The following is a 14,716-nucleotide window of genomic DNA, read 5'->3' as shown; positions in this document are numbered from 1 at the left end:
TCAGCTGCCGTACACTTTGGCCGCCGGAACGGCCTGAGCCACCAGCTGTGCGACGGCATCGCCCATCTCGCCGACTGCCCAGCGGCCCTCGCGATCCAGTTGCGGACCACGGCGCCAGCCGTCGGCGATCGACAACTTGCCGCCCTCGACTTCAAACATCTGCCCGGTCACCTCGGCGGAAGCCTCGGAACCGAGCCACACCACCAGCGGCGCGACGTTTTCCGGGGCAAAGTAATCGAAGCCCTCTTCAGGCTTTTTCATGGTGTCGGCGAACACTTGCTCGGTCATACCAGTGCGCGCGGCCGGCGCCAGGGCGTTGGCGGTGATCCCGTAGCGGCCCAGTTCCGCCGCCTGCACCAAGGTCAGCGAGGCAATACCGCCCTTGGCCGCCGCGTAGTTGGACTGGCCAATGGAGCCCTGCAAACCGGCGCCGGAACTGGTGTTGATGATCCGCGCATCGACCTTGGCGCCGCCCTTGACCTGCTCACGCCAGTACTTCACGGCGTGGCTGGAAATGCAGAAGTGGCCCTTGAGGTGCACGGCTACCACAGCGTCCCAGTCGGCTTCGCTGAGGCTGGCGAACATGCGGTCGCGGCAGATGCCGGCGTTGTTGACCACCACATTCAGGTCGCCGAAGGTTTCGATGGCCTGGCGCACGATCAGCCCCGCCGAGTCATATCGGATGATGTCGTCACTGTTGGCCACGGCGCTGCCGCCCTGGCCGAGGATTTCGCCGACCACGGCCAGCGCCGCTTCGCGGTTGATGTCGTTGACCAGCACTTTCGCGCCTTCAGCGGCGAAGGCCAGCGCGTAGGCCCGGCCCAGGCCACCGCCGGCACCGGTGATGATCACCACACGGTTTTCACAGATCTTCATGTTGTTCATCCTTCAAATTCATCAATGGTCGACACAATCGTCTGTAGGAGCGAGCCTGCTCGCGATGGTCGTTAACGAATACGCGGGGTATCTGGATAACCGCGTCGTTCTTGAGTCCATCGCGAGCAGGCTCGCTCCTACAGGATCGGTGTACATCTGGCTTTACAAACGTTCGATGATCGTCACGTTGGCCTGGCCGCCGCCTTCGCACATGGTCTGCATGCCATAACGGCCGCCGCTGCGTTCCAACTCATGGAGCAAGGTGCACATCAAGCGGGTGCCGGTGGCGCCCAATGGATGACCGAGGGCAATCGCGCCGCCGTTGACGTTGGTCTGCTCATGGGGATAGCCGGTCTCTTTCAACCAGGCCATGGCCACCGAAGCGAAGGCTTCGTTGATCTCCACCCGGTCGATGTCTTCGAGCTTCATGCCGGCACGCTTGAGCGCGTAAGCGGTGGCCGGGATCGGCGCGGTGAGCATCCAGATCGGGTCTTCGGCGCGCACGCTCAGGTGATGGATACGTGCTCGTGGCGTCAGGCCGTAACGCTTGAGCGCCGCCTCCGAGACGATCAGCATTGCGCTGGCCGCGTCACAGGTCTGGCTCGATACCGCGGCAGTCACCCGGTCGCAGCCGAACAGGAACTCCAGCTCGGCCATTTTTTCCAGGCTGGTCTGGCGTGGGGTTTCGTCGTGCAGCACACCGGCCAGGGGCACGATCTCGCGGTTGAAGCGGCCTTGCTCGATGGCCTGCAAGGCTCGTCGATGGGACTCCAGCGAATAAGCTTCAAGCTGCGCCCGGGACAGGTCCCATTTCTCGGCGATCATCTGCGCCGAACGGAACTGCGTCGGGGTTTGGGCGCCGTAGCGCCGCACCCAGCCTTCGGAGCCGCTGAACGGATCGGTGAAGCCCAGGGGCTCGGCAGCGATCATCGCCGAGGAAATCGGGATCTGGGTCATGGTCTGTACACCACCGGCGATGACCACATCCTGAGTGCCGCTCATCACCGCCTGGGCGGCGAAGTGCACCGCTTGCTGGGACGAACCGCACTGGCGATCGATGGTGGTGCCCGGCACCGATTGCGACAGGCCGGCCGCCAGCCAACTGGTGCGGGCGATGTCCCCGGCCAGCGGGCCGATGGTGTCGACACAGCCGAAGATCACGTCGTCGTAATCCTCGTCGGGAATGGCATTGCGCTCGACCAGCGCGCGCAATACGTGGGCGCCCAGGTCGGCGGCGTGGATCTGGCTCAGACCACCCTTGCGCCGCCCGGTGGGCGTGCGCAGGGCGTCGACAATATAAGCTTCAGGCATGGTCTACCTCGGTGAAGAAATTGAAATCTGGTATTGAGAGCGCCGAAAAACCTGTGGGAGCGAGCTTGCTCGCGATGAGGCCGGCACATCCAACATTGATGCCATCTGACGCACCGCCATCGCGAGCAAGCTCGCTCCCACAGGGACGTAGTCACCCTTACTGACTGGTTAGAACGTACTGCCCGCACCCAGCTCTGGGTTGCCGTCAAACAGCGCCGCGCGAATCCGCCCCTTGTGATGGCTGCGATCGCCCCAGACCTTGTCCAGAGCCCAGGCGCGCTTCATGAACAGATGCAAATCGACTTCCCAGGTGTAACCCATGGCGCCGTGGGCCTGGATGCTGTTCTTCGCCGCGAGCATCGCCGCTTCCGCCGTTGCCAGCTTGGCGTGGGACACCAGCACGTCCTGCCCCGGTTGCTGCTCGGCCAGCGCATAAGCGGCGCGGTACAGAGGGCCTTTGGCGAACTCGATCTGCACCGCGACGTTGGCCATCAAGTGCTTGACCGCCTGGAACGAACCCACCGGTTTGCCGAACTGTTTGCGCTCGAAGGTGTAGTCCACCGCCAGGTCGACCATGCGTTTGGCCAGCCCGAGCAATTGCGCGGCACTGGCGAGGGCGCCACGGTTGCAGGCGGCCGCCCACAAACGCCGGCCTTCCTCGCCGCTGGCGACGCAGGTGGCGGGCGTTGGCGTCCACTCGACCTGGAACAGTTGACGGCTCGGGTCGACCGACTCGTTGCGGGTCAGGCGCACGGCATCACGCTCCAGGGCGTGCACTTCATCGCCATTGGCCAACAGCAGCAGATCGGCAACATGGGCATCGCTCACCAGCGGGTTACCCGGCTCGGCTACCGCCAGCCGCGCAAGGCCCTCTGCAACCCGCGACAACCATTCTTGTTTGAGTGGCGCGTGTTGCTCATCGAGGGCGGCGAGCAGCGGCACGCCGACCAGCATGGTGTCCACCAGCGGTTCGGGCAGACCGGCGTAACCGCATTCCTGGGCAATCAGCACGAAATCCAGCTCCTTCATGCCCATGCCATCCTGTGCCTCGGGCACGGTCAGGGCGGTCAGGCCGAGTTCCACCAGTTGCGCCCAAAGTTGCTCACTGCGCCCGCTGTCGCTCTGCCACAGCTCGCGGATGCGTTCCGGGGTGACTTCGTTGATCAGGAAGCTGCGGACGTTGTCCTGAAACAGTAATTGGTCGCGGCTGAAACTAAAGTCCATGGTCTATTCCTCAGGCACGCGGCATGCCGAGCATGCGTTCGGCAATGATATTGCGCTGGATCTCGTTGGTGCCGGCGTAGATCGGCCCGGCCTGGGCAAACAGGAAACCTTCCAGCCAATGGCTGACGTCACCGGCGGCCGGGGCTTGCGGCAGCAGTTCGCCACGCAATCCGAGAATGCTCATGGCGGTGTCGTGCATGCGCTGATCGAGTTCCGACCAGAAGATCTTGTTGGTCGACGACTCCGGCCCGATCTTGCCGCCCTGCACCAGTTGCGAGGCAGTCATGTAGGTGCTCAGGGTGTAGGCCTCGGCATCGAGCCAGGCGCGCATGACCGCTTCGCCGATGGCCGGGTCGCGGTCGGCCTGCTCACGGTTGGCCTGATACAACTGCACCAGACGCTTGGCAGTTTCCTGGAAGCGCGCCGGTGAACGCAGCAACAAACCACGCTCGAAACCGGCGGTGGACATCGCCACATGCCACCCCATGCCTTCGCCGCCGAGGGCGTTTTCCACCGGCACCTTGACGTCGTCGAAGAAAATTTCGGCGAAACCTGGCAAACCGTTGAGCTGCGGAATCGGCCGCACAGTGATGCCCGGCGTGTCCAGCGGCAGCAGGATGAAGGTCAGGCCATGATGACGCTGGGACTGCGAGTCGGTACGGAAAATACCGAACGCCCAATCGGCCCACACCGCACGGGTCGACCAGGTTTTCTGGCCATTGATCACGTAGTGGTCGCCCACCCGTTCAGCCTTGGAACGGATCGCCGCCATGTCGGAACCGGCGCCCGGCTCCGACCAAGCCTGGGCCCAGATGTCTTCGCCAGTGGCCATGCGCGGCAGAAACCGTGCCTTTTGTTCTTCGCTACCGTATTCCATCAGGGTCGGGCCGAGCAGGAAGATGCCGTTCTGGTTGACCCGTGCCGGCGCCCCGGAACGGTAGTATTCCTCTTCGAAAATCAACCACTCGATCAGGTCGCAGCCGCGTCCGCCGAGTTCGGTCGGCCAGGTGACCATGCCCCAACGGCCTTCATTGAGCTTGGCTTCCCAGGCCCGGTGCTGGGCAAAGCCAGGCTCGGTGTCGAACGATTGCAGCGGTTCACTCGGTACATTGGCCGCCAGCCAGGTCCGTGCCTCGGCACGAAAGGCCTGCTGGGCCGGGGTATAGGTCAGGTCCATGGATATGCCTTCAGCCGTTGAATCGGGCATCGCGTTTCTCGACGAACGAGTCGCGTGCTTCCTGAGAGTCCAGTGAGCGGTAGGCTTCGAGGGTGAAGCCCTGCTCCCAGCGGTATTTGTCTTCCAGATTGCCGTCTTCGATACCGCTCAGCGCTTCCTTGGCAAGGCTGATCATGCCGGGGCTCTTGGCGGCGATGGTGCGGGCGATCTGCAACGCGGCTTCGCGCAAGTCTTCGCGCTTGACCACCCGCTCCACCGCGCCCAGGCGGTAAGCCTCGGCGGCGTCGATGGCCTCGCCGGTGAAGTACATGTGGCGGACTTTCTGCACCGGGAACAAACGCTGTAAATGCGCACCGCCGCCCATGGCCCCGCGATCCACTTCCGGCACGCCGAAGGTGGCGCACTCGGACGCGACGATGATGTCAGCAGCGCCGCAGATACCGATGCCGCCGCCCAGCACGAAGCCGTGCACGGCCACGATTACCGGTTTCGGGTTACGGTGAATGGCCTTGAAGCTGTCGTAATTGCCCTTGTTCACCGCAACGATCAGGTTGCCGTCGGCGGCCAGTTCCTTGATATCGACCCCGGCGCAGAAGCCGCGACCTTCGGCACGGATCACGATCACCCGCACGTCGTTGTTGCGGCCCAGGCCTTCGATCTCGCTGGCGATATCGGCCCAGCCCTGGCAGTTGAAGGCGTTGACCGGTGGTCGGTTGAAGACCAGTTCGGCAATGCCGTTATCGATGCTGACGCTAAATGGTTTCATGGTTTCCTTCCTTCACAATGCATGGCCCCTTACGACACACGGCGGCACAGCTCGCCCAGGCGCGCTTCGGCGTCGCGGACGATCTGTTCAATCAATTGGGCGCAGCTGGGCAAGCTGTCGATGGATGCGGCGATCTGCCCGGCGGGCAACACGCCCGCGGCCGGTTGCCCGTCGACCATGGCTTTCTGGATCACCATCGGCGCGTTGGCGGCCATGATGCTTTGCGCGGCGGTCAACTCTCCGCTGCCGCGCATCTTCAGCGCGCTGGTCAGCAGTTGCGTCAGACTCATGCCGGTGTGGCGGCGGTAGGCCAGGCCACTCTGCAACGCCAGCAACAGGCGCTTGAGGCCACCGCTGTTTTCCAGCTGGTTAAGCAATTCGTTGCGGATCATTCGTTGCGGCATGCCGTCGATGGCGCGGCTGATGATGATCGCCGCCGGGTCCTTGACCGCCAGGTAACGGGCCAACGTCGCCTGGGGCACCGGGCTGTCGGCGCACATCAAAAATCGTGTGCCCATGGCGATGCCTTCGGCGCCGTAGGCCAGGGCCGAAACCAGGCCCTTGCCGTCCTTGAAACCACCGGCCGCCACCACGGGCACCGACACCGCGTTAACCACCTGATCAAGCAGCATCGAGGTCGGTACGGAACCGGTATGCCCCCCGCCCTCGCCGCCCTGTACGGTCACCGCATCGGCGCCCATTTCCACGGCTTTCTGCGCATGCTTGAGCGCGCCGACGGTGGGAATGCACACCACGCCGGCGTCCTTCAGGCGACTGATCATCTGCTTGCCCGGCGAACGGCTGTAGCTCACCGCCCGGACTTTATGGCGCAACACCAGTTCGACGATCTCGCCGGCATTGGCCTGGTACATGTGGAAGTTCACCCCGAACGGCTGATCGGTCAGGCGCCGGGTTTCGATGATCGCCGCTTCCATCTGCTGCGGTTCGATGGTCGCCCCGGCGAGAAAGCCGAAACCACCGGCATTGCCCGTGGCCGCCACCAGTTTCGGGTCGGCGACCCAGCCCATGGCGGTCTGGATGATCGGATAACGGCACCCGAGCAGTTGTGTCAAACGGGTATTCAACGAAATCGCCATGCTCACGCCTCGCCCGTTTTGCGTTGGGAACTGGCCATGGCCTTGGCGTCGTAGCCGCCGAGGCGGTCGCCGGACACCAGTTCATTGTGGGCATGGGCGAAGTGATGCAGGCCGAACACCATGTCCATGGTCGCGCGCTTGCCCATCAGGTCTTCGGCGTTGTTCACCGCTTGCTTGCTCAGCTGCAGTCCCAGGCGCGGCATCTGTGCGATGCGCCCGGCGATGTCGAGGGTCTGTTGTTCCAGCTCGTCGCGAGCAACCACCCGATTGAGCATGCCCATCTGATAGGCACGCGGTGCCGGCATGCGCTCGCCGAGGAACAAAAATTCCTTGGCGATGCGTGGATTCAATTCGTGCACGTGGGCGAAATACTCGACCCCGGGAATGCCCATGCGCACCACCGGATCGGCGAAGTAAGCATCCTCGCTGGCCACGATCAGGTCGCAGACCCAGGCCAGCATCAACCCACCGGCAATGCACGCGCCCTGGACCATGGCGATGGTCGGCTTGGGCATCTCGCGCCAACGGCGGCACATGCCCAGATAGACTTCCTGCTCACGGGCATACAAAAACTCGCCGCCCGGTTTGTTCACATGGTCGTACCACAGGCTGGCGCGGTCGAACGTCTTGTCGACGTCGCGGCCCGGGGTGCCGATGTCATGCCCGGCGGAGAAATGCTTGCCGGCGCCACGCAACACAATGACCTTCACTTCATCGTCATCGCAGGCCCGGCGAAACGCCGCGTCCAGCGCATAGGTCATCTGCGAGTTCTGCGCGTTGTGGAACTCGGGGCGGCTCATGGTGACCAGGGCCACCGCGCCACGCACCTCGTACAGCACCACCTCGGCCTGATTGTTATCGTTATGTTCAGCCATCACTTTTCTCCGCAACGCGTTGCTCAGCGTTGGCCTGGCGGGTTGTCTTTGAGTTGCAGGGCGCGCAGGTTGTGCGGGTCCAGACGCTGGATCAGCTGCAACTGCTCGGCCGTCGGCGCGGCAGTGGTCGGGCAATCGTCCGGCACATGCAACTCGAAGCCGGTGTTGTCCTGGACTTGCGCCGCCGTCACGCCGGGGTGCAGCGAACGGATGCGCATCTGCCGTTGCGGGCCCTGGAAATCCAGCACGCAGAGGTCGGTGATGATCAGGCGGATGTCGATGTCGTTCATCGACCAGCCCCGTGCCAGTCGGGCCGGGTTGTAGCCGACCGAGGCGACCATATCGACCTCGCCTTCGACGAATACCCGGCGGTTGTGGCTCGGCACGCAAAACGAGTTGGCGTGGCTGATCGAGTTGCCGGGGAAACCGCGTACACCGAGCATCTGCGCCTTGGGTTTGGCGTAGTCGCCGATGCAGGAAATGTTGGCCTGACCGTAACGGTCGATCTGGGTCGGGCCGACCAGCGCATGACGCTTGCCGCCCCAGACGTTGTCGAAAATCCGCGAGAAACCCATCCAGCTGTCGCGCTTGGGTTCATAGCCTTTGCGCGCGCCCAACGGCACCGGCTCGGCAACCATGTAGGCTTCGGAGTCGGTCATCAGCAGTTGCGGGTTGCTGGTCAGCATGGCCAGCGAAGCGGCCAGACGCGGAATCACGCCGATGCCGGAGGCCAATACTTCGCCGTCTTCGCGCCAGGCTTCGGAGGCCGCGCAGATCATCAACTCGGCGAGACTGTAATCAGTAGTGCTCATCGGAAGGTTCCCTTAGAAAATCGGCAACGGCAGTTCACGGATCGCAGCCAGGCCGCCGACCTTTTCCAGATACAGTTCGTGGGTGCAGTCGACGTAGTCGCGCACATAGCCCTGCCAGCCATCGGCCGCCTGGACCGTGGCGTTGTAGGCCTTGAAGTGCGCGACGTCGAAACCGTACAGCGGCGCGCACGAAGACGGATGCGCCCCGCCCGGCACATGGGCCACGGCGGTGGTCAGGTTGCGTTCCCAGAACACTTGATGGGCGTGGGCGCTGTCCTGATGGAAATACTCGCTGTCGACCAGTTCATCGCAGGTCACGTAGCTGTGGGTCGCGGCCCGCACAAACAGGTCGTCCATGTAGTGATCCGGACCGCTGATCTGGCACACCCCGCGTTTATCGGCACGGTCGACGTGCACCAGCGCCGCGTCGAGCTTGAGCGCCGGCATCGCCACCCAGTCCTTGCCATCGGCATAGGGCGAGGCGATCAACTTGATCTGGCGGTTGTGGCGCAGCACATCGGTGCCCAGGCCCACCGCCGTCGGAATGAACGGCACATTCATCGCCGCCGCGCGCAGACCGAGCAGCAGCATGCCTTCGTCGATCTCCATCACTTCCAGCGCCGCTTCCTGGCGCGCCTTGCGGAAGTACGGCTCCAGCGGAATGAAGTCCAGGGAAACAAAGGCGAACACCAGTTTCTTGATCTTGCCGGCCGCGCAGAGCATGCCGACATCGGCACCACCGTAGGCGACCACGGTCAGGTCCTTGAGGTCCGAACGCAGAATTTCGCGCACCAACGCCATCGGCTTGCGACGCGGGCCCCAGCCACCGATACCGATGGTCATGCCGTCACGCAGTTGGCCGACGATCTCGGCGGTGCTCATTTGCTTGTCCATCGTCTTGTTCCTCATTGGCGACCGACACTGAAGTCGTGGCCCCAGTGGCTGACCACGGTGCTTTCGAACGGCGTGTGGCGGTCCCAGTCGACCACCAGGCCGTCGCAGCCGTATTCCAGGTCAAACCCGGACGGGGTCTTGATATAGAAAGAAATCATCTGGTCGTTGGTGTGCTGGCCGAGGGTGGCCGACAGCTTCACGCCGTTGGCGTGGACGCGATCCAGCGCACGGCCGACTTCGTCCAGCGCGTTGACCTCGACCATCATGTGCACGCAGCCGTGGGGCATCGGGCACTCGAAAATCGCCAGCGAGTGGTGCCGGCCGTTGTTGCAGTGCAGGAAGTGAATACGCTTTTGCGGCTCGGCCGGGTCCGGGGTGAAGCGGACTTTCATCAGGTCCGACAGGCCGAAACCCATCACCTGTTCGTAGAAGTCGCGGCAGCGCTCGAAGGCCGGAGCTGGTAGTACCACGTGGCCCATGCCGAGGTCGTTGGTGACGAAACCTTTGACGCCGACCGGTGAGACGAAACGGGCGAAGTCCTGCAACGGGCCCCAGAACAGTTCGTGACAGTTGCCATCCGGGTCGCTGAAGTGCACCAGCTCCTGGACCTTGCGCAACTCGGCCTCGGCCGCGGTACCACGGGTCACTTGCACGTCGGCCTGTTGCAGCTCGCTGACCGCCTGTTCCAGCGCCGCTTTACCGGCCACTTCCCAGCCGCAGGCACCGAAGCCGTTCTCGGCGCTGTTCTGCACCAGCACGCGGTAATGACGCTCGTCCATCTTCAGGTACAAAAGCTCATCGTCGCCGCTGACCATCATGCCCAGCACCTGGCTTGCGTAGTGACGCCATTGCGCCAGGTCGCTGGACAGCAGGGTGACGTAACCCAGACCACGGATATCCATGGATGCACTCCTCGTTTTTCTCAGGCGGTGCCGCCCTTCGGCGACTGCCGGGGGAGACTTTATGTAGGGCCTATTCAAACGGGTTCGGGGAGGGGCAACATCGTCCAATGGGACTAGCGGAAAACAGGCAGAACGCAATTCCTGTAGGAGCTGCCGCAGGCTGCGATCTTTTAATTTTGTTTTTCAGATCAAGATCAAAAGATCGCAGCCTGCGGCAGCTCCTACAGGGGAGAGTTACTCAGAGGGGTCGATTTGATCGAGCACGCGGTTCGCGGTGATTTCGGCGAGCATGACGCTGTTGGAAATGCCCAGCAGCGCATTGCGGTCACCGCCCTCGAGGTGATCCACCAATTGATGCACCATCACATCCACCGAGGCCAGCGTCTCGACCAGATAAACCACCAGGGTTTCGGTTGTGGCCTCAGGGTCGACGGTAAACAGTGTGCTGATTGTTCGAGGAGTGGCTTTGATGTCGGCTGTCGAGGGGAAGTGGTAAGCGAGGGCACGCTCGGCGGCCTCATTGAGTTTTTTTGAATCGGGTTCGTACGGGGATGCTGGATCGGTGTCCGGCGGATTTGGTGAAGGTTTGACCATAGTTGAATGCTCCAAAATGTGGAGCCGTCACCTACTTGCGACTAAACAAGAGGGGTGGCAGCTGTACGCAGGTTAGTCGACCGGCGGAGCACGAAACCGGCGCGCCCGAAGGCGCCCTGCGCACAGCTACCATGAAGTGCAGGGCATGAAATGGCCTGACTGTTTGGGATGCAAATGCGCTTCGTGTCACAACGGGCGACTAAACCCGATCACTGATGGGCAGTGACGCGAATCAAGTTACCGAGGGGCCCCAAGGCGCACAAGCCGGCGGATTCTGGCGTACCTGTAGGCAACGACGCAAGGCGTTGTAGCTTTCATCAAGTAACACTGACAGCCGTTAAACAGGCCCTATCTATAGGCCCAAAACCTGTAGGAGCGAGCCTGCTCGCGATGGTCGTCAACGATAACGCTGCAAGTCTGACGCCACGCGGCGTTCTCCGGTTTTTCGCGAGCAGGCTCGCTCCTACAAGGGGTATGTCGTGGTCAAGATTGATGCAGGCATAAAAAAACGGGTCTTGGGGACCCGTAGGAAAGTTGGCCTGATGTCCATGCCAGGCCTGAAATGCGATCAAACTGTAGGAGCGAACTTGCTCGCGATGGTCGCCAACGATAACGCTGCAAGTCTGACACCACGCGGCGCTCTTCGGTTTATCGCGAGCAAGCTCGCTCCTACAGGGGGGCATCACGCTTTGCGGAAGTGCGGAATCACCTTCTCGCCAATATTCTTCAAGGTCTCCAGCTGTGCCCACTGCGGCACGGTGCCCATCTGGCAGATGAACAGGATTTCGTCGGCGCCGGCATCGATCAGGCGCTGCACGTAGCCGATGCAATCCTCGACGGTACCGTAGGCGTGGTTCGGGTTCATCATGGCCATGGTCGGGTCGGAGAAATCGACGCTGACTTCTTCCGAGGCAAAGCGCGACTTGATCACGCTCTGGCCGTTGCCATCGACGAAGGTGTCGTCTTTCCACTTCTCCGGGTCCGGACGCTCGCCGCCGCCGTACCAGTAGCCCAGGGATTCCATGAAGTAGCGCTGACCACGGATACCGATGCGGCGCGCTTCTTCATTGTCGTCCAGCACGATGGCCGGGCACAGCGCGGCGATGTGACGGTTAGGACGGAAGCCCACTTGCTTCTTCTCATCGCGGTTGTCGTAGGCCGTGTGATACACCTCGACCTTCTTGGCGATTTCTTCCGGGCCACCGAAGCCCAGCACCAGCGCGCCCATACCACGGCCGCCGGCATTCTTCAGCGACTCGGTGTTGGTGCACGCCAGGTACATCGGCGGGTGCGGATCCTGGTAAGGCTTTGGATGGATCGGGCGCTTGGGGATCTGCACGAAGTCGCCGTTGTGCTCGATCTCGTCCTGCACGAACATTTTCGGGATCAGGTACATCATCTCGTCAATCTGCGGCTGCAAGGTCGCCAGGTCATAACCGAAGGTGCCGGCTTCCTGCTGGGTGCCGCCCTTGCCCACGCCGAAATGCACACGGCCCTTGGACAGCAGGTCGAGGGTGGCGATGCGCTCGGCGACCTTCACCGGGTGGTTCATCGCCGGCGGCAGGCAGACCACGCCGTGGCCAATGCCGATGCGTTCGGTTTTACCGGCAACGAACGCCAGCATGGTTTCCGGCGCGGACATGTGCGAGTAGTTGCTCAGTGCGGTGTGCTCCACGCACCAGAAGGTGTCGAAGCCAAGCTTGTCGGCCAGCACCGCCTGTTCGACGGTGTCTTCGAAAATCTTGCGGTCGCCTTCGCGGCTGGAGTCCACCGTCTGGGCTTCGTAAATCAGGGAAAATTTCATGGTTGATCCTTGTGCTTATTTGGATGCGCAGTCGGCGCCAGAGACCTGTGCCTTGCGCCCATGCTCGGGTATTGGCAGGGCGCTCGAATCACGCAAACGGACTAGCCGGTTTGCAGGGAAACGTCAGAGGAAAAAGTCGCTACTGTCCTGGCCCATGCTGACCCCGCCGAGGTTCCAGGCGTACTTGGCCGGGCTGTTGGCGACGTGGGCGCGCCCGGTGTGAATATCGCGGAACGCACGGTTGATCGGATGGCTGCGGAAGATCGTCGAAGCACCGCTGTTGAACATCAGCTCGCCAACGGCCTTGGCGCACTTGTCGGCCACCAGTGCCGAGTCGTAACGCATCTTTACCCGCTCGGGCATGCTCAGCGGCTCGCCTTTTTGCGCACGCTCCAGCATCAGGGCGAAGTTGCGATGCAGCACGGTCTTGCACTCGTCGACGCAGACCATGGCATTGGCCAGCGCCGATTGCGCGGCCGGGTCCTGGACCATCTTGCGACCGTCATTGACCCCGACCCGGGTGCGGTTGTGTTCGACAAACTGATCCACTGCGCCTTGCAGGGCACCGATGGCTGAGGAGGAAACCGCACGCACGAAAATCTGTCCGAATGGCAGGCGGAACAACGGTGCTGTGTTTACCTCGTTGCCCGGACTGTTTTGCATGAAACCGTCGAACGCGCGATGGGTGCGGTACTCGGGCACGAAGGCGTTTTCCACCAGAATGTCGTGGGAGCCAGTGGCTTCCAGGCCCATGACGTTCCAGTTATCGAGAATCTGGTAGTCGTTGCGCGGCACCAGGAACGTCCGGTAATCCGGCGCCCCGCCCGCCTCCGCCGGCGGCACCAGCGCACCGAGGAACGCCCAGTCGCAATGCTTGCTGCCGGAGGAAAAGCCCCAGCGTCCGCTCAACTTGAAGCCACCGTCGACCCGCTCGACCTTGCCCACCGGCATATAGGAAGACGAGATCAACACACTGGAATCGCTGCCCCAGACATCCTGCGCGGCGCGGTCGTCAAACAGTGCCAGTTGCCAGTTGTGGATCGCCACCACCCCCAGCACCCAGGCCGAGGACATGCAGCCTTCGGCGAGGGTCATCTGCACGTCGAAGAAATCCTTGGGCTCCAGTTCATAGCCTTCCCAACGGGACGGTTGCAGGATGCGAAAGAAACCGGCGTCCTGGAAATCCTTCAGGGTTTCTTCAGGCAACTGGCCTGCTTGCGCGGCATTCAGGGCGCGTTCACGCAGGATCGGCACCAACTCGCGGGCACGTTGGCTCAGACGCTGGCGAATCAGGTCTTGGTTGAGCATTTTTATTGTTCTCCTTTGTTCACCCCATCCGCCGGGGCGCGCGTGCAACGGGGCGGGTGTAGCGCCCCTACACTCGCATTCAAGCAATGCACAACGCAGGGGACATCCCTCAAACGGACCATGTGGGATTGGGGGAACAGGTATCTGGGGGGTGTATCAGAAAGTGATGTGTTGGCTGGCAGGCCGTCTTCGCGGGCAGGCCCACATTGGTCCCCCTGTTTTAATCGGGACTTGTGGCCACTGAAGATCCCTGTGGGAGCGAGCTTGGTCCGGGCGGCGTTCCGACGATGGCCTTGTGTCAGGCGGCATGGATTTTTGAGGGTGTACATATCCGTTTCTGCGGTAACGGCCGCTTAGGGTTCCGCTCTTACAGCGGGTCACTTTAAAAAGCGCAAAGTAACCAAACGCTCTTGCCCCTGACATTCGGTGCCTCGCCTAGGCTCGGCATGCCCTCGCTCCGGTCCTGCTCCGTGGGCCCGCCGCGATCGGCCCTCCATGGCCGTGCGCGGCTAACCCGGCATCCATGCCGGGTTGCCCACTGCGCAGAACCTCCTCTCGGCCTCACGAGGGGGCGTACACCGCAACAGCATCCGAGGCGGCCTACCGGCCGGCCTGGTTGTCGGGTGCGTTCGTCTGTGAGGTACCTGGTCGACTGACAGGCCGTCATCGCGAGCAGGCTCGCTCCTACAGTTGATCCGGGTATGCCTGCAAGAGATTGGTCGGCTGTCAGGCCGCCTTCGCTGGCAAGCCAGCTCCTACAGTTGATCGGCGTATGTCTGCGAGAGATTGGTCGGCTGGCAGGCCGCCTTCGCTGGCAAGCCAGCTCCTACAGTTGATCAGCGTATGTCTGCGAGAGATTGGTCGGCTGGCAGGCCGCCTTCGCTGGCAAGCCAGCTCCTACAGTTGTTCCGAGTATGTCTGTGAGAGATTGGTCGGCTGTCAGGCCGCCTTCGCTGGCAAGCCAGCTCCTACAGTTGATCGGCGTACACCCACGCTTCTCACCACTCATCAGGCCGAGCGTTAGCTCGCCTGCAGCTCTTGATCTTGATCCACCCGCCCCCTCGGAAGGCTGAGCG

At 62.5% G+C, this 14,716-nt stretch carries 13 protein-coding genes and 1 pseudogene; 1 reads left to right on the top strand and 13 read right to left on the bottom strand.

Going from position 1 to position 14,716, the window contains the following annotated elements; all coding sequences use genetic code 11:
* The 11 genes from AC1DKH_RS20730 to AC1DKH_RS20680 all read right to left on the bottom strand — a co-directional run bounded on the left by AC1DKH_RS20730 (position 1) and on the right by AC1DKH_RS20680 (position 10,528).
* Positions 1-876, bottom strand: coding sequence for an SDR family oxidoreductase (locus AC1DKH_RS20730; protein WP_477799148.1), 876 nt, complete (start codon positions 874-876; stop codon positions 1-3).
* A 162-nt stretch (positions 877-1,038) separates the two neighbouring features.
* On the bottom strand, positions 1,039-2,187 hold the full coding sequence (locus AC1DKH_RS20725) for an acetyl-CoA C-acetyltransferase (RefSeq protein WP_477755467.1): 1,149 nt from the start codon (positions 2,185-2,187) through the stop codon (positions 1,039-1,041).
* 168 nt (positions 2,188-2,355) lie between these two features.
* On the bottom strand, positions 2,356-3,411 hold the full coding sequence (locus tag AC1DKH_RS20720) for an acyl-CoA dehydrogenase family protein (RefSeq protein WP_477799147.1): 1,056 nt from the start codon (positions 3,409-3,411) through the stop codon (positions 2,356-2,358).
* A gap of 10 nt (positions 3,412-3,421) precedes the next feature.
* On the bottom strand, positions 3,422-4,588 hold the full coding sequence (locus tag AC1DKH_RS20715; protein WP_477765373.1) for an acyl-CoA dehydrogenase family protein: 1,167 nt from the start codon (positions 4,586-4,588) through the stop codon (positions 3,422-3,424).
* A gap of 10 nt (positions 4,589-4,598) precedes the next feature.
* Positions 4,599-5,354: an enoyl-CoA hydratase family protein gene (locus AC1DKH_RS20710; RefSeq protein ID WP_223515324.1), complete on the bottom strand. Its 756-nt coding sequence runs from the start codon at positions 5,352-5,354 to the stop codon at positions 4,599-4,601.
* Positions 5,355-5,383: 29 nt separating this feature from the next.
* Positions 5,384-6,451, bottom strand: a complete 1,068-nt coding sequence (locus AC1DKH_RS20705) for an NAD(P)H-dependent flavin oxidoreductase (protein ID WP_223449191.1) — start codon at positions 6,449-6,451, stop codon at positions 5,384-5,386.
* A gap of 2 nt (positions 6,452-6,453) precedes the next feature.
* On the bottom strand, positions 6,454-7,326 hold the full coding sequence (locus AC1DKH_RS20700) for an enoyl-CoA hydratase (RefSeq protein WP_477799146.1): 873 nt from the start codon (positions 7,324-7,326) through the stop codon (positions 6,454-6,456).
* Positions 7,327-7,349: 23 nt separating this feature from the next.
* Entirely contained in the window at positions 7,350-8,138 is a 789-nt protein-coding gene (locus tag AC1DKH_RS20695) for a CoA-transferase subunit beta (RefSeq protein WP_154861392.1), read from the bottom strand.
* 12 nt (positions 8,139-8,150) lie between these two features.
* On the bottom strand, positions 8,151-9,032 hold the full coding sequence (locus AC1DKH_RS20690) for a CoA transferase subunit A (RefSeq protein WP_477799145.1): 882 nt from the start codon (positions 9,030-9,032) through the stop codon (positions 8,151-8,153).
* An 11-nt stretch (positions 9,033-9,043) separates the two neighbouring features.
* On the bottom strand, positions 9,044-9,934 hold the full coding sequence (locus AC1DKH_RS20685; protein ID WP_477799144.1) for a VOC family protein: 891 nt from the start codon (positions 9,932-9,934) through the stop codon (positions 9,044-9,046).
* A 234-nt stretch (positions 9,935-10,168) separates the two neighbouring features.
* Positions 10,169-10,528, bottom strand: a complete 360-nt coding sequence (locus AC1DKH_RS20680) for a DUF6124 family protein (protein WP_477799143.1) — start codon at positions 10,526-10,528, stop codon at positions 10,169-10,171.
* Positions 10,529-10,918: 390 nt separating this feature from the next.
* Here AC1DKH_RS20680 and AC1DKH_RS20675 point away from each other — a divergent pair.
* Positions 10,919-10,996, top strand: a pseudogene (locus tag AC1DKH_RS20675) (outer membrane lipoprotein carrier protein LolA); the annotation flags it as partial.
* Between the two features lie 214 nt (positions 10,997-11,210).
* On the opposite strand, the gene AC1DKH_RS20670 reads toward AC1DKH_RS20675, so the two are convergent.
* Entirely contained in the window at positions 11,211-12,332 is a 1,122-nt protein-coding gene (locus tag AC1DKH_RS20670) for an LLM class flavin-dependent oxidoreductase (RefSeq protein ID WP_046043082.1), read from the bottom strand.
* A gap of 123 nt (positions 12,333-12,455) precedes the next feature.
* Entirely contained in the window at positions 12,456-13,640 is a 1,185-nt protein-coding gene (locus AC1DKH_RS20665; protein ID WP_477799142.1) for an acyl-CoA dehydrogenase family protein, read from the bottom strand.
* Between the last annotated feature and the right edge of the window lie 1,076 nt (positions 13,641-14,716).

The sequence above is a fragment of the Pseudomonas sp. 05L36 genome (assembly GCF_056398125.1).
Note: the sequence above shows the minus strand (reverse complement) of the source record. Positions and strands in the feature narration are given on the sequence as shown.